The sequence below is a fragment of the Myxococcales bacterium genome, assembly GCA_016703425.1.
In the GTDB taxonomy this organism is placed as follows: Bacteria; Myxococcota_A; Polyangia; order Polyangiales; family Polyangiaceae; genus JADJCA01.
On sequence record JADJCA010000029.1, the window covers coordinates 576878 to 601614 of the forward strand.

Annotated in this window: 24 protein-coding genes and 3 pseudogenes; 13 read left to right on the forward strand and 14 right to left on the reverse strand. The window is 68.4% G+C overall.

Features of this window, described 5'->3' with window-relative positions; all coding sequences use genetic code 11:
* The first annotated feature begins 50 nt into the window (after positions 1–50).
* The gene (locus IPG50_35930; GenBank protein MBK6697537.1) at positions 51–1583 is read left to right on the forward strand and encodes a hypothetical protein; all 1533 of its coding nucleotides are present in this window, start codon (positions 51–53) and stop codon (positions 1581–1583) included.
* Positions 1584–1586: 3 nt separating this feature from the next.
* Here the strand turns inward: IPG50_35930 and IPG50_35935 are convergent, their stop codons facing one another.
* Entirely contained in the window at positions 1587–2459 is an 873-nt protein-coding gene (locus tag IPG50_35935; GenBank protein ID MBK6697538.1) for a hypothetical protein, read from the reverse strand.
* A gap of 80 nt (positions 2460–2539) precedes the next feature.
* A complete protein-coding gene (locus IPG50_35940; GenBank protein MBK6697539.1) occupies positions 2540–3352 on the reverse strand; it encodes an SMI1/KNR4 family protein in 813 nt (270 codons plus the stop codon).
* Between the two features lie 259 nt (positions 3353–3611).
* On the opposite strand from IPG50_35940, the gene IPG50_35945 reads away from it, so the two are divergent.
* From IPG50_35945 to IPG50_35975, 7 genes are all read left to right on the forward strand, one after another.
* A complete protein-coding gene (locus IPG50_35945; GenBank protein ID MBK6697540.1) occupies positions 3612–4640 on the forward strand; it encodes a hypothetical protein in 1029 nt (342 codons plus the stop codon).
* A gap of 281 nt (positions 4641–4921) precedes the next feature.
* Positions 4922–6586 carry a DUF2330 domain-containing protein gene (locus IPG50_35950; protein ID MBK6697541.1) on the forward strand — a complete coding sequence of 555 codons (1665 nt, stop codon included), beginning with the start codon at positions 4922–4924 and terminating at the stop codon, positions 6584–6586.
* The gene (locus IPG50_35955; GenBank protein MBK6697542.1) at positions 6583–7209 is read left to right on the forward strand and encodes a hypothetical protein; all 627 of its coding nucleotides are present in this window, start codon (positions 6583–6585) and stop codon (positions 7207–7209) included. Before IPG50_35950 ends, IPG50_35955 begins: the two co-directional genes overlap by 4 nt.
* Positions 7210–7217: 8 nt before the next feature.
* Positions 7218–7550, forward strand: coding sequence for a hypothetical protein (locus IPG50_35960; GenBank protein ID MBK6697543.1), 333 nt, complete (start codon positions 7218–7220; stop codon positions 7548–7550).
* Positions 7532–8092: a hypothetical protein gene (locus IPG50_35965; GenBank protein MBK6697544.1), complete on the forward strand. Its 561-nt coding sequence runs from the start codon at positions 7532–7534 to the stop codon at positions 8090–8092. The genes IPG50_35960 and IPG50_35965 overlap by 19 nt, the downstream gene beginning before the upstream one ends.
* On the forward strand, positions 8034–8471 hold the full coding sequence (locus IPG50_35970) for a hypothetical protein (GenBank protein MBK6697545.1): 438 nt from the start codon (positions 8034–8036) through the stop codon (positions 8469–8471). Before IPG50_35965 ends, IPG50_35970 begins: the two co-directional genes overlap by 59 nt.
* Positions 8432–8737 (forward strand): hypothetical protein, encoded by a 306-nt coding sequence (locus IPG50_35975; protein ID MBK6697546.1) that lies wholly within the window; start codon positions 8432–8434, stop codon positions 8735–8737. Before IPG50_35970 ends, IPG50_35975 begins: the two co-directional genes overlap by 40 nt.
* Here the strand turns inward: IPG50_35975 and IPG50_35980 are convergent.
* From IPG50_35980 to IPG50_36000, 5 genes and pseudogenes are all read right to left on the reverse strand, one after another.
* Positions 8719–9042 carry a hypothetical protein gene (locus IPG50_35980; GenBank protein ID MBK6697547.1) on the reverse strand — a complete coding sequence of 108 codons (324 nt, stop codon included), beginning with the start codon at positions 9040–9042 and terminating at the stop codon, positions 8719–8721. The two genes, IPG50_35975 and IPG50_35980, sit on opposite strands and share 19 nt — an antisense overlap.
* 57 nt (positions 9043–9099) lie before the next feature.
* Positions 9100–9597, reverse strand: coding sequence for a hypothetical protein (locus IPG50_35985; GenBank protein ID MBK6697548.1), 498 nt, complete (start codon positions 9595–9597; stop codon positions 9100–9102).
* A 119-nt stretch (positions 9598–9716) separates the two neighbouring features.
* A pseudogene (locus tag IPG50_35990) lies at positions 9717–10951 on the reverse strand (RtcB family protein).
* A 131-nt stretch (positions 10952–11082) separates the two neighbouring features.
* Positions 11083–12150 (reverse strand): hypothetical protein, encoded by a 1068-nt coding sequence (locus IPG50_35995; GenBank protein ID MBK6697549.1) that lies wholly within the window; start codon positions 12148–12150, stop codon positions 11083–11085.
* Positions 12147–13966, reverse strand: a pseudogene (locus IPG50_36000) (HSP90 family protein). The gene IPG50_35995 and the pseudogene IPG50_36000 overlap by 4 nt, the downstream one beginning before the upstream one ends.
* 127 nt (positions 13967–14093) lie before the next feature.
* Between IPG50_36000 and IPG50_36005 the strand changes: the two are divergent.
* A pseudogene (locus IPG50_36005) lies at positions 14094–15742 on the forward strand (sigma 54-interacting transcriptional regulator).
* A 188-nt stretch (positions 15743–15930) separates the two neighbouring features.
* Positions 15931–16791, forward strand: coding sequence for a hypothetical protein (locus IPG50_36010; protein ID MBK6697550.1), 861 nt, complete (start codon positions 15931–15933; stop codon positions 16789–16791).
* A 76-nt stretch (positions 16792–16867) separates the two neighbouring features.
* Here IPG50_36010 and IPG50_36015 read toward each other — a convergent pair whose 3' ends face one another.
* From IPG50_36015 to IPG50_36035, 5 genes are all read right to left on the reverse strand, one after another.
* The gene (locus tag IPG50_36015; protein MBK6697551.1) at positions 16868–17287 is read right to left on the reverse strand and encodes a hypothetical protein; all 420 of its coding nucleotides are present in this window, start codon (positions 17285–17287) and stop codon (positions 16868–16870) included.
* A gap of 290 nt (positions 17288–17577) precedes the next feature.
* Positions 17578–18087, reverse strand: coding sequence for a DUF2878 domain-containing protein (locus IPG50_36020; GenBank protein MBK6697552.1), 510 nt, complete (start codon positions 18085–18087; stop codon positions 17578–17580).
* Between the two features lie 82 nt (positions 18088–18169).
* Positions 18170–19279, reverse strand: coding sequence for a PLP-dependent transferase (locus IPG50_36025; GenBank protein MBK6697553.1), 1110 nt, complete (start codon positions 19277–19279; stop codon positions 18170–18172).
* 40 nt (positions 19280–19319) lie between these two features.
* A complete protein-coding gene (locus IPG50_36030; GenBank protein ID MBK6697554.1) occupies positions 19320–19748 on the reverse strand; it encodes a hypothetical protein in 429 nt (142 codons plus the stop codon).
* Between the two features lie 571 nt (positions 19749–20319).
* A complete protein-coding gene (locus IPG50_36035; protein ID MBK6697555.1) occupies positions 20320–20457 on the reverse strand; it encodes a hypothetical protein in 138 nt (45 codons plus the stop codon).
* 73 nt (positions 20458–20530) lie between these two features.
* Between IPG50_36035 and IPG50_36040 the strand changes: the two genes are divergently transcribed.
* A complete protein-coding gene (locus IPG50_36040) occupies positions 20531–21085 on the forward strand; it encodes a hypothetical protein (protein ID MBK6697556.1) in 555 nt (184 codons plus the stop codon).
* A 48-nt stretch (positions 21086–21133) separates the two neighbouring features.
* Here the strand turns inward: IPG50_36040 and IPG50_36045 are convergent, their stop codons facing one another.
* A complete protein-coding gene (locus tag IPG50_36045; GenBank protein ID MBK6697557.1) occupies positions 21134–21901 on the reverse strand; it encodes a DUF4375 domain-containing protein in 768 nt (255 codons plus the stop codon).
* Here IPG50_36045 and IPG50_36050 point away from each other — a divergent pair.
* Positions 21873–22220 (forward strand): hypothetical protein, encoded by a 348-nt coding sequence (locus tag IPG50_36050; protein ID MBK6697558.1) that lies wholly within the window; start codon positions 21873–21875, stop codon positions 22218–22220. The two genes, IPG50_36045 and IPG50_36050, sit on opposite strands and share 29 nt — an antisense overlap.
* Before the next feature lie 6 nt (positions 22221–22226).
* Here the strand turns inward: IPG50_36050 and IPG50_36055 are convergent, their stop codons facing one another.
* The gene (locus IPG50_36055; GenBank protein ID MBK6697559.1) at positions 22227–23030 is read right to left on the reverse strand and encodes a 1-acyl-sn-glycerol-3-phosphate acyltransferase; all 804 of its coding nucleotides are present in this window, start codon (positions 23028–23030) and stop codon (positions 22227–22229) included.
* A 206-nt stretch (positions 23031–23236) separates the two neighbouring features.
* On the opposite strand from IPG50_36055, the gene gnd reads away from it, so the two are divergent.
* A complete protein-coding gene (gene gnd / locus IPG50_36060; protein MBK6697560.1) occupies positions 23237–24685 on the forward strand; it encodes a decarboxylating NADP(+)-dependent phosphogluconate dehydrogenase in 1449 nt (482 codons plus the stop codon).
* Positions 24686–24737 lie beyond the last annotated feature (52 nt).

The window sequence follows — 24737 nt, forward strand, 5'->3', positions numbered from 1 at the left end:
GTTAGCGCGGCGACTGGCGGAGCTGCGCGCCAAGGCGATACCTTCGGAGCATGCGGCTTCTCCTTCGCGCCTTCCTGATTGGGACCCTCGCGCTCGCCTCCTGCGAAGACGATCCCGCGACGGTACCCTCGGTCGACGTCCCCACGGACGGTGGAGCCGATGGCGACGTTCTTCCCGTCGACGCGGCGACTGCGCCTGATGCCGCCGACGCGATAGCTGTGGATCCCTTCGCCGACCGGAGCGGAACACGCGTCGCGCTCCGCAATTTCAATAGCGCCGACGGCTTTCGCTACCGCGCCGGGTTCTTCGATAGGCAAACGGGCGAGCCGTGCAACGTGCGGCAGCTCGCGCAAGACGGCGTCCGCCGTTGCTTGCCGTCCGCCGCCGCCGTCTTCTTCTACGCCGACGCGGCTTGTACGCAGCGCGTCGCGAGCTACACGTCGTGCGCGGCCAAACCAGAGTACGCGGCGGAAAACGTCCCCGACGCGGACGCGTGCACCGCTCCGAAGACCCGTGTCTACAAGCTCGGTGCCGAGCTTGGCGGACCGGCGCCCGACGGTGGAGCGCCGGCCATCCCGCTCTACGTCAAAGACGGCCCGAGCTGCACTGCGTCGCCCGCGTCACCGAATACGACCTACGTGTCTGTGGCCTCTGAAGTGCCCCCGGCGGAGTTCGTGGCGTTCAAAGAGACGCGCGTCCCGGCGGGCGCCGCGCTCAACGCCGTCTATTACGACGGCGACGACGGCAGCCGCATCTTCGCGACCTTCGAGGACAAGGCCCGGGCGAGCCCCTGCACGTTCTGGCCGATGAGCGATGGCACCTTTCGCTGCACACCAGCGTCACCCTACGTCTCAGGCTTCTTTGGGCGCTTCGCGGACGGCGTGTGCACGAGTGAGCTGACGTTCGCCTCGTGCCCGGCCAGCGCGAAGGTGGCGCGCCGCTTCGTTCCTTCGTGCCCCAACGTGATGCAGTTCTATGACATCGGCGCCGCACACCCCGCCGATGGTGGCGTCTTCTTCAAGGCAGGCGCGAGCTGCGTCGCCACGGCGCCGACGGCGGGCTTTGCGCTCTTCGCGCTGGGGGCGGAGCTCCAGCCCGCGGCCTTTTCGCAGGGCACGCTGGGGCCCTTTGCGCCGACGGGCCGGCTCGCGGCGCGCAAGGTCGTCGTAGACAAGGCTGAGGTCCCCGTGGCCGTCGAGACCTTCGAGCGAAGGGTGGACGTCCGAGACACGCTCAAGGACGCCATCTGCAGCCCTCAGCTCGCGTCAGACGGGGTCTACCGTTGTCTGCCTGACGGTGCCCTCGCGGCCTACTACAGCGACGCGACGTGCACAGAGCGCGTGGGCTTCACCTATTTGTCGAGCTGCGGCGGCGCGCCCACCTACGCCAAGTACACGGGCCCCGAGTGCCTCGGACGGGGCGTCGTCGCGTCCGTAAAGGGAAAGCGCGCCGGCACCTCGGTCTACGCGAAGAGCGCCTCCGGCTGCACCCTCACGGACCTCGGAGCGGAGGTCGAACTCTGGGATGTCGGAGCCGTCGTCGCTCCGACCGAGTTCGCGGAGATGACCTTGACGATCGAGTAACGCTCAGGGGTTCGAGAGGCAGGCCGTGAGCGCTGCCGTTTGCCGGAAGCCGCACTGACCGTTGGCGCCAACCTCGCAGATGGCCGTTTGGTAACACGCGTATTCGGGGCGCCAGTTGCACGTGGTGACGCGCTCTTGCGCGGCGCAGATCTGGCCGGAGCAGCCGGTCTTGACGCACGTCGTTGCGGGCTTGCAGACGCCTTGCCCGTTCTCCTCGACGCACGTGGTGTTGGGGCCGCAGAGCATCGCGGCGCAGGGGCTCACGTTTGGAACGCAGCGAGCGCCGCCCGCCGGCGTGGCCTCGCAGTGCGTGTTGGCGGTGCACCGCACGGTCATGCACGGATCGCTGGGCACGCAGACGCCGACGCCTTGGTCTTCGCGGCAGACCATGCCCGGCTGGCAGTCGACGAGGTTGCAGGGCGGCTCGTAGGCGGCAAGCTCACCGGTGCTCCCGCTCCGCGTGAGCGTGACGCCGCCCGTCGCGCTTCGCGTGATCGTGTACGAGCGCTCGCCGCCAGCGTCGGGGCGAAGCTTCAGCGACGACTTGCCGCGGTACTTCGTGACGCGCCACTTGCCCTTCTCGGCGCTCGTGCACGGCGCGCGAACGCACATGATCAGCGAACCCGTGAGCGCCACATCGGCCTCGGCCTCGTAGCGGGCCCAGCTCCCAGAGCCGCTCCGCAGATCGAGGGCCGCGTAGTCGAGGTAGTCGGTGCCCTCTTGCCACCGGTAGCGACCGATGAAGGCTCGCGACGTGCTCGTTAGCTCAGCCTCTGCCGACTCGGACGCGTCTTCTTCGGTGGCCGCGTCGCTGCAACCGAGGGCGGTGAGGGCAAGGGCGGAAACGAGCAAGCGGGCAAGCGTCGAAAGCTTCATCGCGCCGCTCTAGCATCGGCATAGGCCCGCGCAAGGAGAGGCGTTTTCGGCGCTTTGGAGGTCGCGGGCGTCGCCGTCGTCTAGCGTCGCGACTTCTTGGGGGCCGGCTTCTTCTTCGCAGGCTTCGGGGCCTTGGTGGGCTTGGTCGCGTTTGCCGGCTTTGCCGGACCGGGGGTGCTCTTCTTCGTCGCCGGTTTCTTCTTCGCCGCCTTCGACGGGCGAATCTCGACGACACGCCGCTTGACGAGCTTCGCGCTCTCGTCGCCCGCGTTCGCCTTGGTGGCCCTTTTCCCGGCGCCCTTTTTTCCTGCCTTGGCGGTCGCTGCCGCGAGTCCCTTGCGCTTGTCGAGCTCGGCCTGCGCCTCGCCGATGGCGTCGTCGAGCAGGGCCGCGAAGCTCGGCCACGAGCGCTGCACCCAGACGTATTTCACGAGCGCGACGGAGGGCTCGCCGTCGGTGACGGAGCGCTCATCGAAGACGAGGGCGCTGCCGCGGCCGTCGACGCCAAGGACGAGTCGATCGCGCGGCGAGAGCACCTTGGGATCAGTCTTTTCGCGCGCTGGGAGCGAGCGAAGCTCGTGATCGGGTACGAGATCGGGGAGCGCCGCGAGGATCTTTTCGTCGAGGCCTTCACGAAAGAGCAGCTCCGTCTCGCGTCGGCGGAGGCCTAAAAGCGACAAGCCCTTCATGAAGCCCGACCAGCCGTTGGCCAGCTCGAGGAACGCCTTGAAGCTAGGTGGGAGCGACCGCCCCGTTCGCCGTTCGTGGGCGCGTACCTCGCCAGGCGCCGGCGGAGGAAACATCCGGTGCTCCTCGGCGCCCACGCCAAAGCTCTCACGGAGCTCACGTCGGAGCGCATCGAGTAGAGAGACCTTCTCGCGAATCGTCGTCATCGGTGACGGTCGTATCACCGATTGCGCGGGTTCGAAGGGCCGCCGCACAAGGGGGCGCCCGCGCTACTGACCGCAGGCGAGGACGGGTGCAAGGACCGCGTCCGACCCGTGGTACCGTGCGGCTTCGATGAGCACGAGGCGCGTGGATGCCGCCAAGCGACGTACGTCGACGAGTGGGCGCTCGCGGAGCCCGCAAGTGGGCTGGAGTTCGCGAGCGGGTCAGGGATGGTGGTCGGCCTGTGCGGTCGGAGGCCACGTCATGGTGTGCATGGGGCGCGCAAGCGACTTGGGCGAGCAGAGCTTCGTGCTCGTTCGCCTCGATGCGAAGGGGCATCAGCGCGGTGATGGCACCGAACTGACCGTCGCCGGGGAGGTCCGTGACCTGGCACTGGTTGCGGCCCCTGGGGACGAGGAGCGCATCCTAGCCGTGGTAACGACGCGCACCGAGGAGGTCTTTGGGGATCGCGACGTGGTGCTCTACCACGATCGCGCTCGGCTACTGGATCTCGGCACGCCGCTGAAGTGCGGCATCAGCGAGCTTGGCCCGTTGGGGCATGCCGACGTCGCCTCTGTGCAGGCTGCTTCGCTCGGTCGGCAGACGACGTGGACGATGGGGACAGTAAGGTGGGTACCCGATGCATCGATGGGCGTCTGGAACGCCGTCGTCAGCCTGGAATACGGCTATGGCGTTGGCCCCTCGCTGCCCGTCCTCCGACAGACTGACATTGGGGGCGCGATACGTGCGCATGCCGTTGCCGAGCAGGGAATCGTGGCGCTGGCCGGCACATCCAAGTTGCTCGAGTTATGGGCGCTGCCTGCGAGTGGTCCGCCCAAATGCCTTGGTGAGGTCGCGCGAGCCCGTACGCGCACGTCGTTCAGCGACGCGTCGATCCTCCGCTTGGCCGACGGATTCGCACTCATTTGGTATGTCGTGGCAAACGCGTCGGCCGGTCCCGTCGGCGGACTTTGGGCACGCACGTGCTCGATGTCGTGCGACGCGCTTAGCCCGCCCGTTCGGCTCGCGCGCGACGATGACGCGCTCTGGGGTGAATGGGGAGCGCATGACCTTGGGAATACTGGACTGGTGCTCTTCGGTTCAGGAGCCAAGGGTGACCCGGTGCGGGAGCTGCGTTTGGGTGAGCGGCGCGACATCGACAGCGTCCCTCGCCGATTCGTCCCCGGCCCGTTGCCGCTGGCGGTGATCGCAACGAGCGAGGGAGCCGTCGTGATCACGAATCAGGACACGCGCGGGACTTCTCGGGTCACGGCTCGTTTGATCGCCCTGTGACTCGCGCCTCGGCGCCAGGGCCGTGGTTTGGGCAAAGCTCAACCTTGCCGTGGCATGCTCTCGCGATGTCCGGCGCAACGTACCTCTCGGTGCTCGCCCTCGACGCCGCCAAACTTGTCGACGTCAAGGTGAAGCGCCGCCCGACGGAGGCGCATCCATCTGTAGGTCGGTGACGCTCGTATCACCGATTCCAAGGGTCGCGGGAACCGCCGGCCCGCGGGGGCGGGTGATAGTCTCCGCGCAAACCGCCGCCGTCACCGCCCGCGATCCTCGGAGAGTCCATGAAGACCACATTTGCTGCCGCTTGCCTCGCCGCCTTCAGCCTCCTCGCTCCCCGCGCCGAGGCCTTCTGCGGCTTCTACGTCAGCGGTGCTGACGCGAAGCTCTTCAACAACGCGACGCAGGTCGTGCTCATGCGCGAAGGCACTCGGACTGTGCTCTCGATGCAGAACAACTACCAGGGCCCTACCGGCGATTTCGCGATGGTGGTGCCGGTTCCCATCGTGCTCCAAGAAGAGAACGTCAAGACGCTGCCCCGGGCCATCTTCGATCGCATCGATGCGCTGACGGCGCCGCGCCTCGTCGAATACTGGGAGCAAGATCCCTGCGCTGCCCTCGAGGAGGCAAAAGGTCGTGGGGGACCGCCCGGTATGGCGCCGCGCGCCGCCGCTGCCCCGGCCCGGGAGAAGAGCGACCTCGGCGTCACCGTGGAGGCCGAATTCACCGTGGGCGAGTACCAGATCGTGATCTTGAGCGCGAAGGACTCTTCCGGTCTCGACGCCTGGCTGCGCCAAGAGAAGTACAAGATCCCCGAGGGCGCCGAGGCGTACCTCCGGCCGTACGTGCAGTCCGGAAGCAAGTTCTTCGTGGCAAAGGTCGACGCCAAGAAGGTGAAGTTCGAAGACGGGATGGTCACGCTCTCGCCGCTCCGCTTTCACTACGACACCGAGACGTTCTCGCTTCCGGTGCGCCTCGGACTCATGAACTCCAAGGGCACGCAGGACCTCATCGTCAACGTGCTCGCTCGGGCGCAGCGCTACGAGGTGGCGAACTACCCGAACGTGACCATCCCGACCAACATCGAGGTGGCCGACGACGTCCGCACGCGCTTCGGTGGCTTCTACACGGCGCTCTTCGATCGCACCATGGAGCGCACGCCGAAGGCCGTTGTCACCGAGTACTCGTGGGACGCGTCGTCGTGCGATCCGTGCCCCACGCCAGCGCTGACGCCGAACGAGCTGACGACGCTGGGGGCCGACGCGCTCCCGTCGTCGCAGGGCAGCCCCACGTCGCCAGGCCGTGAGTCACCTGTCGTCGCGCCGCCTCAAACGCGACCGGGAGGTCCGATGAATCCGATGCCCACAAGGCTCGGCCGCCGGCCTTGGGGTGGCGGAGGCTTCGTTTTGACGCGATTGCATGCGCGTTACACCAAAGACGCCGTGGGCGAAGACCTCGTCTTCCGTGCCGCGCCGCCCATCGCTGGCGGCCGAGAGCAGCGGCAAGGGAACGGCCTCGAGAAGGGCGCGACGCCCGGCGGCATGAACAACTTCCAAGGTCGGTACATCATCCGGCACCCGTGGACCGGCGCCGTCGCTTGCAACAATCCGCGCCGCGGCGTGTGGGGCGGTCCGCCCGGCGGCGCCCCGCAGAACAAGCCCACGAGCCTCACCAACGCCGCCTTCGCGCCGCGGGGCCAGGTGCAGCTCACGTCGATGGTGATGGAGTCGGTGCCCGAGCTCGGCATCGAGAAGGCGGGCGGCGCGGCGCAGCGCGTCGCGACGGCGACCGGCTCGGGCGCGTCGCCGACGTCGCCGGGAGCGGAGGCCAAAGGGCGAGGCTGCGCCGGGTGCGCGACGGCGCCGGCATCAGCGTCGCTGTCGCCCTGGGCGCTCTCGGCGCTCGTCGCGCTCGCCTTCGCGAAGCGTCGCTCGGCGAAGAGGCCGTGAGGCGAACGACCTCGGCGCTCACGGCCGCCGCGCTTGTCGCGTTTGCGGCGTGCGGTTCGACGAGCGACGACGATGCGCGCCGCAGCGTCGCGCTGCAGCCACGTGCGCCCTCTTTGCCGGCGCCCGCGGCTCGACTGCCGCCTACGCCGGGCGACCTCCTGCCGGCCATGGGACGCGTCACCGAGCGTGAGGTTCACCCCGGAGCGGCGACGCTCGGTGCGCGCCTCGCGGATGTTGCCCTGTGCGAAGGTTGCCACGAAGACGTCGCCGACGGCTTCCGGGCCAGCGCCCACGGTCACGCTTCCTTCGACAATCCGCTCTATCGAGTCGCCGTTGAGCGACTCGCGCGCGAACGTGGCACCGCGGCGACGCGCGTCTGTGGAGGCTGTCACGACATCGCGTTGCTCGTCGATGGCGCTCTCGATGCGCCCATCGAAGCCAGCGATCGGCGAGCGCACGCCGGCATCTCGTGCCGCTCTTGCCACGGCTTCTCGGCCGTCGACGTGGTGGGCAACGGCGCCTGGACCTCGACGCGCGCGACATTCCACTGCCGCGTGAGGGCGACGCGGAGAGTCTGCGCGCCCACAAGGAGCGGACCGCGCCGCCGCTCTTGCGATCGGTGACGTTGTGCGTGACTTGCCACCGCTCCTTCCTCGACGGAGCGAGCGGAAACCCGCACGCGCTCGTGGGACAAGACGACGCGACGCCGTGGGCGCGGAGCGTCTACGCCGGGAGTCTCGCGGAGCGCGTCGATGAGGACCTGCCGGAAACCGACTGCCGCGGTTGCCATATGCCGACGGAAGCCACACGCCTCGGCGACGCCGCCTCGAAAGACGGGCGCGTCCGCTCCCATCGATTCCTTGGCGGACACACCTACCTGGCGGCGATGCGCGGCGACGACGCCACAACGCGCGCTGTCGCCAGCGCATGCGCGCCGCTCTGGGCATGCACGTCGTCGCCCTGACCACCCCTTCGACCGAGCGCGGCATCGAACTCGACGTTGTCGTGCGAAATCTTGGCGTTGGACACAACTTTCCCGGCGGCGTTCGCGACGCGCAGGACACGTGGCTCGAGGTGAGCATCGTCGGCGAGGACGGGGGCCTCATTCTTGGCGCCGGGTTGGAGCACGAAGCGACCGGTCTGGGGGGCGCGCACGTCTTCGCTTCTCACGCGGCCGGCGATAGCGGCGCGCGTTTGCTCGAGCGTGAGACACACCTCTTCCGAACGACGGTCTTCGACGCCACGATTCCGCCGCGTGACGCCGCGGTCATTCGGTTCGCCGGCGAGCTGCCGCAGGGCGTTCCGCGGGCTCGCCTGACCGCGCTCGTGAAGCTTCGTCATCGCAGCCGCACGCCGGCGCTGCGCGATGTCGCCTGCCGCGAATCGAAGACCGTGAGGCGCTCGCTTCCGTCGCGAAAGCGGCCTCGATCCGTGCGTGATGCAACCGGTGACGACGCTCGCCGAGGTTCGCGTGCCGCTCGTGGGCGCTCGCCCCTTGGACTTTGACGGCGAGGTCGCTCGCGGGCTTGGGCTGTTGCGCGGCGTCTCCGAGGCGGTCCATGAGGCCGCCGCACCGCTGGCGCGCGCGTACACACTGGCGCGGACCGACCGGGAACGCGCCATCGTGCTCTCGGCGGAAGCCCGCCTTGCGCTCCGCGAAGGGCGCGCCGCCGACGCGCTCTCGGCGGCGGCACAAGCCGACGAGCTCGTTCGTCATCGCCCCGCGGTGGCGCGCCTGCGCGGCGACGCGCACACGACCGAGTGGCGCCTCGCGGATGCGGCACAGGAATACGGCGCCGTGGCCCGCGTGTCGCCCGCGACGATGGCGCTTTTGCCGAATGGGCCATGGCGCTCGGTGGCGCCGGACGTTTCGCCTCCGCCCTGATGCAGCGCGTCGGGCTCGTTCTTCAGCCGCGCGGCGCCGATCTGTTGCGCGTGCAGGCCACGTCGCTCGACCAGCTCGGCGCGTCTTCCAAGGAGGCGACGGGCGCGTTCCTGTCGGTGCGCCTGCCGGAGATTGCGCCGCGCATCCGTGCTGCTTGTTCGGCGCGTCGCCGGCTGCGCTGCCGAGCGCATGGCGTCCACGCGCACCGCCTGGAGGCACTCCGTAACACGCGCCACGCGCACGCGCGTCAGCGGCCGCGCACCTGAACGACGACGGTCTCTTCTGCCTCCGCGGTGAGCGTCACCGCGCCGTCGCCCAAGAAGCGATTGATTAGCCACGCGTTCGTCTCGAGGTGTGAGCTCTTCACGCTCGCGCGAAAGCGCCCACCGGCGCCGAGCGCCATCGGCACGAGGAGCTGATCGGCCAAGTGCTCGCCGACGGGGGCGCTCGTGGCCTTGAACGCGAGAGCCTCGCGGGCGGCGCCCTCCGCGACCTCTTCCGCGCGAACCCCGCGCTCGCCGAAGGCCGTGAACAGCTCGCGGCCGCCCTCCCACGCGACCTCCACCATCACGACGTTGCCGGACCGTCGGACGCGACGTCGCGCACCTCGATGTCTCGAAGGTCGACCTCAAGAGAGACGCGAGCGCCTTTGCTCGCGATGGGCCACGCCGGGCGGCAGGTTCGCGCTAAGCACGACGCCGCGCGCGCGCGCACCTTCCGGTCGCTCCATGAGTTGGAGGGGGCGAAGCGCGGCGCGCCCTTCGACCTCCACCGCAAGCTCGCCGCCGCCGGCAGGGTAAAACCCTGCGCGCGGGAGCGTGGCCGAAACGGTCGCGCCCATCTCGCAGAGTCGCGGCAAGAACACTTGCTCCAGAAACGGGAAGGGCGGAGCGGCCTTGTTGTGCGTGCCGCCGGTCACCGCGAGCGAGCCGCCGGCACCAAAAAGCATGGGTGCGAGCACGGTCTGGAGGACCAGCGTCGTGCTGCCAGCCGAGCCGATGGACAAGTGGTGGACGCCCCGAACAAGCGCCTCGAGCGGGAGCGTCGGTTCGAAGATCAGCCCCCTGGAGCCCAGCTCCGCGCCCCGCCCCGCCGCGCTCGACACGAGGGCGGCGGCCCTTCGCACGTGAGGTGCTGACGAAGAAGCCCTGGTCGCGATCGACCGGCACGGATGCCGGTCAATCGGAACGGAGTTTGGGTGGCGATGGAGAGGGCGAGGCCGATCGCAAGATCTGCCCTCCGCCTTCACCGAAGCTGCCGTCGATGTCGAGCATGGCGGTAACCCTTTACGCAAACAACCTGGCGGAGCGTATGCACGATCTCGACGAGATCGTCCTGGGCCGCCATGACCATGTCGAGCGGCTTGTACGCCATCGGCGTCTCGTCGATCACCTCGGCGTCCTTGCGACACTCCACGCCCGCCGTCGCCGCTTCGTGGTCGGCGAGGGTGAAGCGACGCTTCGCCTCGCCGCGCGCGACATGAGGCGGCCTGCCCGTGGCTGCACGACGAGAACGAGTCGGCGTTTCCCTTGCCTCGGACGATGAACGAACGCGCGCCCATGGAGCCGGGAATGATCCCCAGCTCACCGAGTCCCGCGCGAACCGCGCCCTTGCGCGTCACCCACACGTTCTCGCCGAAGTGCTCTTCGCGCGCGACGTAGTTGTGGTGACAGTTCACGGCGCGCGCGCCGAGCTTGAAGGGAGGGAGCTTGGATGCGTGAAGCGCCGCGAGGACCGCTTGCATCATGAGCTCGCGGCTCGTCTTGGCGAAACGCTGCGCCCACGACACGGCCTCGACGTAGTCGTCGAAGCCCGTCGTTCCCTCTTCGGAAATACGCGAGGTCGCGATCGGGCAAGCGTCGATCAAGCGCGAGCACTTCGCGACGCGCCCGCTCGATGAAATACGTTCCGATGCGGTTCCCGACGCCGCGCGATCCGGAGTGCAACATGATCCAGACCGAGTCGTCCTCGCCGATGCAAAGCTCGACGAAGTGGTTGCCGGTGCCGAGCGTTCCCAGGTGCTGGATGTCGAGGCCGCGGTTCACGACCGGGTGCTTCTGGCAGAGCTTCGCGTATTCCTCCGAGAGTCCGCGCCAGGCGCGCGACACCCGGGAGGGGACGAGGTCGCGCCAAGATCCAGTAAGGCCGGGCCCGCCGTGCGGGACGGCGCGTTCGATGGCGCTTCGAATGGGGCCGAGATCGCTGGGGAGGTCCGACGCGCGGAGCGACGTCTTCTGCGCGATCATTCCGCATCCGATGTCGACGCCCACGGCCGCCGGCACAATGGCCTTGGTCGTCGCGATCACGCTTCCAACGGTCGCGCCGATGCCGAGGTGCACGTCCGGCATGACGGCCACGTGACGGAACACGAAGGGCAACTCGGCGACCTTCGTCACCTGCAAGCGAGCCTCCTTCTCGAAGGCGACGCCTTGCGTCCAGGCCTTGATGGGAACACCGCTCGTTTCAATGAGGTCGTGCATCGTCGTTCTCCTGCCGCCCAGTCATCACGGGGCGTGCCGGCCGCCGGCGCCCAAAAGGCGCGGCGATTTGCGCGACAACCTCGGTAACGGTCGATGCAATGGGATTGCCTGGATACGGACGGATAAACCCGTCAGGTCCTGGATGCACCGTCGCGGCCCCGCCGCCGAGCTCCGCCAGGAGCGCGTCGGCCCCTCTCAATGGCGCGATGGTAGGCGTCGGTTCCGTTGCGCTCGTCGAAGGTCGTCGCGAGGTTTCGCGCGATGGAATCGACCCACGCGTAGACCTCCGGCGCCGCCACCATGCCGTCTTCTCCCGCGGCGATGCCGCTCGCCTCGGGGAGCTTGAGCCGAAGGCGCTCGTCGCCGAGGCGCTTCATGGTGAGGCGCGCCGCCGTGAAGAAGCTGAAGCGCTCGTCGGCGTCGTAGGTCGTCAGCAAGAACTCCGCGTGACGCTCGAAGGTGGCGCAGGCCGCCTTGAGGTTCCCCAAGAGCGTGACGTAAGTGAGGTGGCGCCCAAAGGCTCGGATGAGGTTCCGGCTCCGACGAAGCTTGGGCTCGTTTCGCTTGTAGAGAGCGGCGGCCTCGTCGGGCCGCCCAAGGCGCAAGAGCGGCACGAGCATGAGCGGGAGCGTCCGCAAGGGGACCTCTTCGCAGGAGAGGTCGCCGTTCAAGAACGGCTGCGCCTTCTCCATGCCGAGCGCGTCGTCACCGCGGTCGAAGAGCTCCTCGAGCTCCGAGTCCTTGTCGCAGGCGAGGCAGTCGCTGAGCCAGTCGCGCCGCGTCGTGAGCCACTTCTGAAACCACTTGGCCATCTCGGCTTCGTCGCCCCTGTGCTTGGCCCACAGGAAGCGAATCTTTGCGATGCTCCGCTCGCCGATGGCGTGCGCACCCGCCTCCGCTTCGAAGTCGGCGATGGCGGCTTCGATCTTCGCGCGCGGCACGTGGGGAAAGACCCAGAGCTGCGCGGCGATGAGCTTTTGCTCCCAAAGGAGATCGTCTCCGAAGCGCGTCGGGTCGTCCTTCTTCTTGGCGCGCAGCCAGCCGAAGGTGACCAGCGCCTTCTCCGGATGACCGGTGAAGAGCGTGTCGTAGATGAACGTCTTGCGGAGTCGAAAGGCTCCGTCGACGTCTCCACGCGTGTCGGCCTCGAGGATCTTTTCCTCTTTTGCCAGGGTCTTGGCGAGGGTGTAGCCGCTCAATGGACGCTCCCCTCGTTTTGGAGCTGCGCCTCGATGAGGGCCATGAGCCCGCGGTTGAGGAGCGCCATCTCCTTCTGGCGGAGGGGCCGGTGGCCCAGCAAGAGGGACTGCACGTAGAGCATCTCGAGCGAGCGCCTCAAGATCGCGCGGTCGGTGACGCGCGTGAGCTTCTTGATGAAGGCGTTCGATGCGTTGAAGGTCACACGGGGCTTCTGCGGATCGAGATCGGGGCGTTCGAGCGCGCCGGCCACGAGGCCGCCGTAGAGCTCGTCGCTGACTTCTTGCGTGCGCTCGGCGTCGCGCCGAAAGAGCTTGTCGCTGCTCGCGACGAAGAGCGCGGGGATGTCGACCGGTTGAAAGTGCAAGAGCTCGACCTGGCAATCAAAACGCCCGATGGCTTCGCGGGCGACGGTCAGCACCGTTTGATAGGCGGCGTGGTCGCGGTCTGACACGGGCTCGAAGCGCTGCGAGATCGCCGGGCGAAAAGCGCGCGGCCTTCACGCCCTCAAATACCTGCGCGGCGCGCTCAAGAGCTCGGCGTCGTAGGTGTAGCCGGCGTTGATGAGCGTGAGTCCCTGCGCCTGGCCCACACGCGACATCTGACGAAAGTCGTCGACGCTCGGCACGTAGCGGAGCACGCCGCCGTCACCGCCGCGCAGCTCGCCGAGCGTCATGAGCCCCATGGACGTCTCGAAGGGGAACCAATCGCCGACGAGGCGAAGGAACTCGTCGTCGTCGAGGGCCAGCGCCTTCATGGCGAGGCCGTGCAGGCCCATGAGTCGAAGCAAGACGTTGGGGGCCGTTCGTGCGAGATCCATGAGGTATTCGCGGAGCGCGTTTCCGAGGCCCTCGCGTGCGCCCTCGAGGGCCTCGTTCTCGTAGAACCCCTCGCGGCTCGCCGTGGGCTCAAGGTTCGTCGCGTTGACCACGCACCGAACGAAGAACGCCCAGTCGGGCAAGAGGTTGTCGGCGCGCTCCGAGACCAGCATGTTCTTCAGGTAAACGCGGTGCTGCTGCTTGGCGGCGTAGTGCGGCGACTCGGCGAGCACGAACGCGACGCCGTCGAGCCCTGCGGCGTCGACATGCAACGGATCGCGTCGACGAAGCGTTGCTCGAAGATCTGCTCTCCGTACGCGAGCATCGCCTCCCGCCGCTCGGCTGCGCTCTCGAACTTCCGGCGCCACGGCGGCGGCTCTCCGTTGATCGTCGTGGTCTCGCCGTCGGCGGTGAAGGTCACCGGCGGCGTCAGGAGGCCGCCAAAGTGCGCGAGCCGCTCGGCGATGACCTCCTTGGGGAACATCGCCGCGCTCTCCGCCTTTAGGACCAACGTCACCTGAGTGCCCGGCTCTAGGAGCGGCGCCGCGGCCGGCTTCACGGAATACGTTCCGTCTTGGCGGCCGCGCCACTCGAACGTGGCCGCGCCGTCCCGCGCCGAGCGCGTGATGACCTGCACCTCGTCGCTCACCATGAAGCACGACAAGAGGCCGATGCCGAAGCGCCCGATGAAGTCCTTGGACGCCGCGAAGACGTCGCCGCGCTTCGAGCTCTCGCCGATGGTCGCCAGGAACCGATGGATCTCGTCTTCGCTCAAGCCGACGCCGTCGTCGCGAAACTGGAGCGCCGGCGGCCCGTCGGCGCGCGGCACCCATTCGATGCCGATCCTCCCCTTGTGCCCCGGCGTCACGAGCCCGCGGGCGACGAGCGCGTCGGCGGAGTTCTGCAGGAGCTCACGCAGGAACACGTCCGGCGAGCCGTAGAGGTGGTTCGAGAGAAGCTCGATGATCCCGCGGAGGTTGACCTTGAAGCGCTCGGACATGGCGAGGAGCGTAGCGCGGCTCGTGCCAAGCGAGGCGCGCCACGAAGCGCGCAGCGGCAGGGCGATTTGCCGACGAACGGGCGTCGTCGACCTTGGGGCGTCGCGGCGACCGCTTATACTGCCGGATATGGCTTCGCCGAAAAACGTGGTGTTCGGGTTCTTGGGCACGCAGCTCGACGGGGGCCTTGGGCCCAAGCGTTGGGAGCGGTGGCGCCCGTCGGTCGACCTGTGTCGCCACGACGACTTCGTCGTCGACCGGCTCGTGCTCTTCGCGGACGCGCAGCACGCGGGCCTCTACGACGTCGTCAAGAAGGACATCGAGTCGGTCTCGCCGGACACGACGGTGGAGGCCGTGGCGCTCGAGCTCAACGATCCGTGGGACTTCGAGGAGGTCTTCGGAAAGCTCCTCGACTTCAGCCAGCGCTGGACGTGGAAGCCAGAGCGCGAGAGCTACTTCGCGCACATCACCACGGGCTCTCACGTGGCGCAGATCTGCATGTTCCTCCTGACCGAGGCCCGTTACCTGCCGGCCAAGCTCCTCCAGACATCGCCGCCGCGCGGCGCGGGGCGTGAGAAGCGAGACAGCCCCGGCGTGCTCTCGGTCATCGATCTCGATCTCTCCCGGTACGATCGCATCCTCTCGCGCTTCAAGCGCGAGCAGCAGACAGCGCGCGAGCGCCTCAAGGACGGAATAGCCACCAAGAGCGCGCTCTACAACGAGACCATCGACGCATCGAGCAGGTCGCCACGGCGTCGAGCGCGCCGATGTTGCTGCTCGGCCCGACGGGCGCTGGTAAGAGCCAGCTCGCGAAGCGAATCTATGGTCTCAAGAAGGAGCGGAAGAAGCTCAAGGGCCAGTTCGTCGAGCTGAACTGCGCGACGCTCCGCGGCGACGCGGCCATGAGCGCGCTCTTCGGCCATGAGCGAGGCGCCTTCACCGGCGCGCTCGCGGCGCGCGAAGGGCTCCTGCGCCGCGCCGACGGGGGCGTCCTGTTCCTCGACGAGGTCGGCGAGCTCGGCGGCGACGAGCAAGCCATGTTGCTCCGCGCCATCGAGGAGAAGGCGTTCTATCCGATGGGCTCGGATCGTGAGGTGACGAGTCAGTTCGAGCTCCTGTGCGGCACGAACCGCGACTTGCCGCGGGCGGCGGCCCAAGGCCGCTTCCGCCCGGACTTGCTCGCGCGCATCGACCTGTGGACCTTCCGTTTGCCGAGCCTCGTGGAGCGGCTCGAAGATCTCGAGCCCAACCTCGATCACGAGCTCTTGGCCGCGGCTCGGGCCCTCGGCCGCGCCGTTACGATGAGCCGCGAGGCGCGAGAGCAATACGTGGCCTTCGCCACGTCGAGCGCCGCGACGTGGCCCGGCAACTTTCGCGATCTCAACGCCAGCGTGACGCGCATGGCGACGCTCGCCACCGGCGGGCGCATCCACACCGGCCGTCGTGGACAAGAGATCGCGCGGCTGCGTGACTTGTTCGCGCACGGCGACGACGTCGCGGTGGGGCCGTCACGCGTCGACCGCGTGCTCGGCGCGCGCAAGGCGAGGGGGCTCGACCGCTTCGATCGGGTGCAACTCGAAGAGGTGCTCGCGGTGTCAGAGCGCTCCGCATCGCTCTCGGCAGCTGGGCGCGAGCTGTTCAAGGAGTCGCGGAAGCTAAAGACGAGCGCCAACGACGCCGATCGCTTGCGCAAATACCTGGGGCGCTTCTCGCTCACGTGGGCCGACGTGCACGCCGCGCGGGCCGGGCAACCAGCGCGCGACGCTGAAGGCGAGTGAAGCGCGACGCGGAAGCAGCACCGTTTGACGCGCGCCACGATGGGCCCTTGGGTCGAAAGGCGAGAAGTCTGCGAGGCCCCTCGTCTCCTGTGCCGACACGGTAGGCGCTCCGAAGTTCCCACCAAAATCGGCGCCGAAAATCGACGGCGAGGAAGGGAACAAGGTGGATCGGGCGTTGTCCTCCCCGCATGCAGCTCGTGGCTCGATTCGCGAAGGTCGGCGTGGTCGGAATGGTCGGAGTGCTCGGCTGCCTGACGGTCGGTTGCGGTGGCGGTGGCGGCGGCGTCAGCGTCGCGCCGCCGCTCGAGTCGCTCTACGCGTCGTTCAGTGTGGAAGAGGTCTCGGTGAGTCGCGGTGAGGTTCGCCTGGCCGGTCCCCTCGAGCTCGACGAACGGGCGACCGAGCTCGATGTGGTGACGGGGCGCTGCGGCATGTCGGTCGGCGGCGGCATGCGCACGCGCCAGTGGATGACGTGGCGCTTGGGGCCGGCGGAGCTTGCCCGCGCGCTCGGTTGCGCGCCGGGGCTCGCGCTTCGGCCATCGCGCGACGGTCGTCCCGGTCGCTTCACGAACGCGATGTCGGTGCGCCTCGATGCGTCCATCGACTCACCGAGCGAAGGTGAATCGCCGGCGGCCGCGGAGAGCCTTGGCGTGGAGTTCGAAGGCGAAGACGCGGTGGTGACGGTATCGGGAACGAGCCACGGCGTGGCGCTCGGCGCGGGCACGTTCATGACGTCGCCCGCGGAGTCCTCGGAAGACGGAACCAGCGCGACCTTTCGCCTTCCCACGCGGCTCTCGGTGGAGCTCGCCATGCGCCGCGCGCCGGCGCGTTTGGTGACTGGCGGCGCACGCACGCCGGTACGCCTCGCGCTCTTCGTCGCCGAGCAAGAGGTCGCCCCCGCCGCCGCCTCCCCCCGGAGGAGGTGGTGGTCGAGGAGCCGACGGAGATGGAGAGGGAGAGGCGAACCCCCCCGAGCTCGGCTTGGGGATGTGCGGACGCTCAGCTTCAGCCGTCGACTTTCGCGGCGGCGGGGCACTTTGCTCAAGTGACTTGCAGCTCGCGGGCGTCTGGGGCGAGCTCTGCTGGAAGCCGCCACCATCGCTTTGGAGCGAATCGCACGCGGTATCAAACTTCGTGTACGCAGCCTTCCGCCCCGTTCACCTGATCGGCGAAGCAGGTGTTGAGCTCGCCGATGGTGGCGTTGCATGACCCCAGGTCTTTGACGGCCGACGAACAGTCGGGCTCGCCTGAGTGCCGGCGTCGCCCTTCGCGAGAGGTTTGCTCAGGCAGTCCTGGTACGCCGTTTTGCACTTCGAGCGGAGCGGCGTCGTCCTTGGGAGCGCCACCCACGAAGAGGGTCGTGACCGCGCTCCCGAAACATGCCGCCTTCTTCGCGTCGGCCTCCGGGATCTGCTTCGCGCCGTAGGCGGCAACATCCTTGCAGCCTGAACCCTCTCGGCGTCGCTCAGGCTGCTGCCCTGCTTGGAGGCGTCGATGGAGCTGACGGCGCCTGCGCCGCCGCCCGACGAGCTGCTGCTCGAGCAAGCGACGACCAGAAGCGGGGCGTTGAACGCGACGACGAGCATGGAAAGGATGGCTTTGCTTTTCATGGGGCTCCTACTGGAAGCGAAAGGCTGGAACGCGGTCGACGGTAGGCCAGATCGCACGGCAAGGCACATGGACTTCTCCGCGCCGCTGCGACACAGGTCCACTGGGCCAAGAAGGGCGGGGCCCGAGCGGCCCGCGCGATGACCGCCGGGGCGCCGTTCGCCCAATACCAAGGTTGCCGAGTGGCACGAGGCTGGCCCTCGAATTCGTCAGGTCACCGCTGGGCGTCACCAACGTCGAGCCGGGCGCACCAAGAAGACGCCCGGCAAGACGAAGAGCCACACAACGGCGAGCGTGAGCCATGAGGTCGCCCGCGGTTCGCCGAGCGTCATGGCGCCCATGCGCGAGCCGCCGTCGTACGCGAGCGGGGCGGCGACGGCCCCGAGAAGCGCGGCAGCGACGGGGCGCCGAGCGAACGAGCGGAGACTTCCGCCGGCCGCCGTCGCCGCGGCGAAGTTGGGCCAGAGGGCGACGAGCCACGGCGGCGAGACCGAGGCCCCCGGCAAGACGAGCGTGCCCGCTTGAAGGAGCGCCGTGTCGATCGCGAAGCCCATGAGCGTACTCAGCGCGAGCATCGCGGCCTCGGCCCTGCGAGCGTGGGCTGGTCTTCTTCGAAGGTGAACGAAGAGGAGCGCTGCGACGAACACCGGTCCGAGCCAAGGCCATCCCTTTGCGGCGCCGAGCACGCACGCGAACCAGCCCGTTTGAAGGGTGACGAAGGAGAGTGCGGCTCGCATGGTCGTCGGCGAATCGCCGAGCATAGGGCAACGTCGCCTTCGGCGAGGTTGCGCCTAGCAAGAGCCAGCCAAAAATGGCCAGTCACAGGAGCGCGTCGGACAGGTCGGCCCAGAGGTCGTGAGGGTCCTCGATGCCTACGCTCAACCGAAGCAGCGAGGGCGGGAGGTGTTCCTGTCCGGGAATGGCAGCGCGCCGCTCTAGGGTCGACTCAACGGCGCCAAGGCTCGTCGCATGACGGATGAGCGTGGTGCGCTCGCAGACCCGGTCGGCCTCCTCGGCGCCGCCGGCGACGTCGAACGAGATCACCGTCCCGAAGCCGCGGAGCTGCGCCTTTGCCACTTGGTGTGTCGGGTGCGATTCGAGCCCGGGATAGCGAGTCACTCGGACGTGGGGATGGCTCTCCAAGCGCCGCGCGAGCGCCAGGGCCGTGCTTTCTGCTCGCTCCATGCGCAAGGCCATGGTGCGTGCGCCACGTACCGCGAGGAACGCCTCGAGCACGCCAGGCGTGGCACCTCGGACCTCCCGCGCCTGTCGCAACGAGTCGTAGAGGGATCGCCTCCGCGTCGTCGCCACGCCGGCGAGCAAGTCGGAGTGTCCGCCGATGAGCTTCGTCGCGGATTGCACCGAGACGTCGGCTCCGAGCTCGAGGGGCTGCTGATTGAGGGGCGTCGCGAAGGTGTTGTCGACGGCGAGGATCGCCTCGGGCTTGCGCGGCGCCGCGCAGATGGCGCGGAGGTCGGCCACGACGAGCAGCGGGTTCGACGGAGACTCAAGCCAAAGAAGATCGGCGTACGAACAGGCGCGAAGCCAGCCCGCGGTGTCGTCGGTCGCAAGTTGCTCGACGGACCAACGCTTCTTCCGCTGCCCCTCGAGCGCCAAACGCTTCACGCCCTGGTAGCAGTCGGTGGGCACCACCACGGTCGCGCCGCTCGTGAGCTCGTCGAAGATTGCTGCGATGGCCGCCATGCCAGAAGCAAAAGCGACGGAATCGCCGGCCTCGAGGTGACCGAGCAGTTCTTCGAGCGCCTCCCAAGTCGGCGTGCCGTCGTCGCGCGCGTATCCGCGCGCGCCGCCAAGGACGAAGTTGGACGCTGGAACGAGCGGCACGTTCAAGGGCGAGCCCTGGGCTCGCGGACGGCCTGCCGAAACAAGAAGGGAAGCCAGCGCTCGCGGGCGCTCAGCGTTGCTCATGGCGCGAGTTTGCCACGGCGACGCACGCGAGCGGCTCGAATCAGCCCTTCGGCGCGTTGCCCTGCACGACAGCCTGAACGCGGCCTCGTGCGTCAAACTTTACCGGCGTCAGCGCGGCGCAGACGATTGCGTGCGCCTTGCGCGCTTCGAAGGCGAAGGCGCCGCCCACCAAGGCGATGCCGAAAGCCGGGAAGACGAACGAGAGGAGGCCCGCGAGCTGTCCCGACGCGAGCATGACGACCCCACTTATCAGTCCCCCGATGAGCGCGAGGCCCATCCACAGGAGCACGAAGGCGGCCACGAACCACGGGAGTTGCATGCGGACGTGAAGCGACGCCCCATAGGACTTGGCCTCGACGCGGAGTTGCAGCGCGGGAAGGAACGCGTTGCGATACGAGATGCGCCTCGACGCCTCGACGACCTGTCCCGTGATGTGCCCCTTGAGCGGCCCCGTTTGGACGAGCGTCAAGAACGTGTCGAGCGCGACGGCGGGCGTGTCGCTCGTGTGGAGTGTGTACGACCAGAAGGGCCAGAGCTCCCGTGCGCGAAATGGACCGGCGGGCCCGGAGGATGGGCTATCGCCGCGCGGCGACGCTCGAGGTCGAGGTCGAGGCGCTCGGCGAGGGCGGTCAGTTCTTGCGCGGAAAGGCCCGCAGCGGGCGCCGGCATCTCGGCGCCGCCAACCTCTTCGAGCGCTTCGTGCGCCGCGAGAGCCCGCGCGAGCGCCACCTCTTCGCCGTCGCGATACATGGGCGGGAGGTGCCCTGGCGGGGCACCACGCAAAGAGGAAAACGTGAGCGTTCGTCGCGAGTCCCGCGGCGCGAGAACAGGGAAGAGTCGCCCCTCGCCCCCATCCCCCCATCCCCGCCCACATCGGCCCACGAGAATCGGCGAAGATTGGGCTCTCTCGGCGCCCTCGTGCCATGCTCGTTACGATGACTGAGGGCGACCGCCGCCGCCGCGACCCCTCCCGTCGCGATCCACGGGCCGAGCCTGATGGGGACGACTCATCGGTGGAGCGGCCCTTCGAGCGTCCTTCCTCAGGGCATCGCCTCCCCGAGGAGTCGTCGAACGCTCGCCTTCGCGCGCTCGTTGTCGAAGAGACCCGCTCGCCGCTCCGCGACGCGCGTCGCGATGCGTCGGTCGTCGACGAAGGCGAGCTCGGTGCTCCGCCGCATCGCGTGGCTCGGCCCGTTGTCGACGCTTCCGCGTCCATCGACGCCCCCATCGACACCGCTTCGGACGCCTCGGTTGAGACACCGAGCGAGCCGCTCGAGTCGCGCTCTCTTCGACACGCGCGCGCTCTCGAGCGCGCCGCCGCCGCCGCTCGATTCGGTCTCCATCGCCCTCAACGCGGCGAACGCGTCTTCGGCGGCGCGGGCCGCGTCCGGCACGGGCGGTGTGCCGCTCGCGAGCGTTGAGCGCTTCATTGACGAAGGTCGCTGGGACGTCCTCTCCGACATGCTCGAAGCCTCGGCCCGCGCCGGTGAGCTGCCGCCGCACCTCATGATGGTCTACGCCGTGGCGCGCGCCGAAGCGCACCCCGAAGACGCCGGTCTCGTGGCCTTGGCCATCAAGGCCTCGGCCGACGCCTACGGCGTCCCCGAAGCGAGTCCCATCGCGTGCCTCCTCGCCAAGCGCACGCTACGCCGCACGCCGCGCGAGTGGGGCAAGCGGCCCGCTCCTCGCGGAACCATCTCCACCATCATCGTCTTCGTCGCGCTCGTGCTCGGGGGCGGCGGCGGCTTCTGGCTCAGCACCACCAAGGTGCAGATCCCGCTCCCCGCGTTCTTGCTCTCGAGGTAGCGCCCGCGTCGCGTGCGTGGCCCCTGCCCCGCCACGGAGCGCGCGCGCTCAGGCAGGAGCCGCTACCGAGGCGACGCTCTTCTTCGTCTTGCCGTCGAGCATGTGGGCCTTGCCCTTGCTCTCCACCATGAAGAAGTGCCCCCGATCGGTGAGGAAGTGCCACGCGACGGTGCTGGCGCCGTCGTGCTTGTAGCTCGGATCGCCCGCCGTGACGCGATCGAGCTCGTGGCCCGCGCGCTTGCATAGCGCACGGATCAACTGGAGGTATCTCGGTTCGGCGGCCAACGCCTTCGCGATACGACGCGCGCGATCGGGCAGCCGCGCCCCTCGGCGCTTGAGCTCTGCGTCCAGCTTGGCGGCCGGCAGCGCCACGAGGTCCGCGTGCCCCTTGAGCCAGCGTGCGTTCAGCGTGGTGAGCTCTTCCTTCTCTTGCAGCCGGTAGAAGGCGTCGTCGATTTTGGCGAGCGCGTCGCGGGTCTTGTTCGTTCCGAAGTACTCGCTGGCGAGGAACTCCTTCACCTTCTTTTGGCCGAGCGCCACGAGCCCCTCGACGCCCTTCTCAAAGAGCGCCAGGTGCTTCTTGGCGCCCATCGACTCGAGGCCCTCGGTGACGAGCGTGAAGACCTCGCCCGACGCGCTGGCGTTGTAGACGAACTGCGAGAAGCCGCCGTTTTGCATCTGCGCCAGGTAGTAGTCGACGTAGTAGCTGCGAAGCGCGTCGCGGGAGATCTCCTGGGCCTCCAAGTGCTGCGCGAAGAGGCCGTTGACGACGGCGATGTTCGCCTCGATGACCGCCGACGGGTCGGGGCTCTTCAAGCTCTCGTTCGTGAGGAGCAGCGCCTCGTGGCCGGCGCTTGCGGCGGAGGCGACCTTCTTGACGGCCTTCCTCTTCGCGGTCGTGGTCTTCGTGGCAACCTTCGGCGCCTTCTTCGTGCTCTTCTTCGAGTCGTCCTTCGCGGGAGCCTTGGCTCTCGGCGGCGCCGCCTTCGCCTTCGCCCTCGCGGGGGGTGCCTTGCGGACGGTCTTCGAGGGGTGCTTCGCCTTCGTTGTCTTCTTCTTCGATGCCACGCGGCATCTCACCACGGCTTGGGCCGAGTGGCGAGCCGTCCCTGGCGATCGCGGCGACGGTCGCTAGGGACGCTCAGTTTCGCGCCTGCGGCAGCCCGCTCGCGATGACCCGCTGAAGCTCGTCGGTGAAGGCGGTGAACGCTTCGTCGCCGAGGGCCGCCGGCGGCGCCGCCATCGGCTTGTGGAACACCATGCCCAGCTCGACGCCTCGCACGAGCGGCTTCATGTTGCGGCTGAAGAGCTCGGAGCCGCCGTAGCTCGTCACCGGGAGGATGAGCGTGTTGGGCGCGCCGCGCACGAGCTCCTTGAGGCCGCCCGTTTTGAACGGCTTCATCGCGCCGGTCTTCGAGCGCGTGCCCTCGGGGAAGATGACCGCCGTCACACCTTCGTCGCGAACGCGGCGCGTGAGGTCTGCGATGGCCGCCTTGGACTGCGCCGGATCTTTGCGGTTGATGAGCGCCGAGCCGCCGCGGCGAAGGTTGTAAGATACACCGGGGACGCCACGCGCCAGCTCGACCTTCGAGACGTAGCGAGGGTTGAGCTTGCCCAAGTGCTCGGTCAGCAGCGAGATGTCGAGCAGCGACTGGTGGTTCGACACCACGATGTAGTTCTTGGTCTGGTCGACGTTCTCGAGGCCGCGCACGCGGATCGTCGCGCCGGACCGGCGCGCGCCCCGGTTGATGGAGCGTGCCATGGCGCGCGACGCGTCTTGTTGCGCGTCGGGGCCGAAGCGCCACGCGACGCGTTGCACGACGTCGTAAACGACGATGGACGTGAGGACGCTCGAGACGGCGTAGCCCGTGGAGAGCCAGTCTTGGACGCCATCCGTGGCGAGCGCGAGGGCCCGGGGAGCGCGGCGAAGGGTGAGGTCCAGCATCGGGGCTGAACCCTACACAAAGGTCTTCGTCTCGCAACCCGCGGGGCCAAATTCACGGGCGTTTTTTCCCTACCCGGTCGAAGAAGCGTCGAAGAAGCCGCCAAAAGAGGCGGGACGCTTGAGGCCCGCCCTCGGAGGCTCGTACCCTCTCGATCCCGCGACCACCCCGGCCGCGCGGAACTCAGCGAATCAAAGAGGCAAAGCGCATGTCGAACGCGGATTTTGGTCTCGTGGGCCTGGCCGTCATGGGCGAAAACCTGGTCCTCAACATGGAGAGCCGAGGCTTTCGGGTGGCGGTCTTCAACCGCACCACGACCCGCGTCGATGAGTTCATCAAGGGCCGGGGCGCCGGGAAAAATCTCGTCGGGACGCACTCCCTGAAGGAGCTGGTGGCGGCCCTCAAAAAGCCGCGACGCGTCATGATCATGGTCAAGGCCGGTGGCGCCGTCGACGCAGTCTTGGACGAGCTCGTCCCGCTGCTCGAAGCCGGTGACATCGTCATCGACGGCGGCAACACGCACTTCCCCGACACCGACCGCCGCGAGAAGCGGCTTCGTGACAAGGGCCTCTACTTCATCGGCGCCGGCGTCTCGGGCGGCGAAGAGGGCGCCCTCACCGGTCCTTCGATCATGCCCGGCGGCGCCAAAGAAGCGTGGCCCGCGGTCGCGCCCGTGTTCCAGGCCATCGCCGCGAAGGTCGACGGCGCGCCGTGTTGCGAGTGGATCGGCCCCGCCGGCTCGGGCCACTACGTGAAGATGGTGCACAACGGCATCGAGTACGGCGACATGCAGCTCATCGGCGAGGCGTACCACCTGCTCTCGTCGCTCGGCGGTCTCGACGCGAAGGCCCTCGCCGGCGTCTTCGGTCGTTACGACGAAGGGCCCCTCGACAGCTACCTCATCGAAGTGACCCGCGACGTCTTCGGCACCGTCGATCCGGAGACCGGCAAGCCGCTCGTCGATCTCATCTTGGACGTGGCCGGCCAGAAGGGCACCGGCAAGTGGACCGTCGGCTCCGCCGCCGATCTCGGCATTCCCCTGACGCTCATCGGCGAAGCCGTCTTCGCGCGGTGCATCTCCGCGCAGAAGGACGAGCGCGTTCGCGCGAGCGAGCGCCTCGCGGGACCCAAGCCGTCGCGCGTCGACGCCGCCGAGCTCGAGAAACACGTGGAGCAGGCGCTCTACGCCGCGAAGATTGTCTCGTATGCGCAAGGCTTCGCGCTCCTCCGAGCGATGGCGAAGGACTCCAAGTGGCCGCTCGACTACGGCAGCATCGCCATGATGTGGCGCGGTGGCTGCATCATCCGGAGCGCCTTCTTGGGCAAGATCAAGGAGGCCTTCGAGAAGAACGCCGACCTCGAGAACCTCATGCTCGATGAGTTCTTCCAAGGCGCGCTCGCGCGCGCGCAAGAAGGCTGGCGCCGCGTGCTCGGCCTCGCCGTCCAGAACGGCATCCCCACGCCGGCCATGAGCGCCGCGCTCGCCTACTACGACGCGTACCGAACGGCGCGCCTCCCGGCGAACTTGCTCCAAGCGCAGCGCGACTTCTTCGGCGCGCACACCTACGAGCGGACCGACAAGGCGCGCGGCCAGTTCTTCCACACGAACTGGACCGGCCACGGCGGCACGACGTCGAGCACCACGTACAACGCGTAGAGACGACCGCCCCGATCCGGGATCGCGAGGCTCCCGGATCGCCCATGCTCCA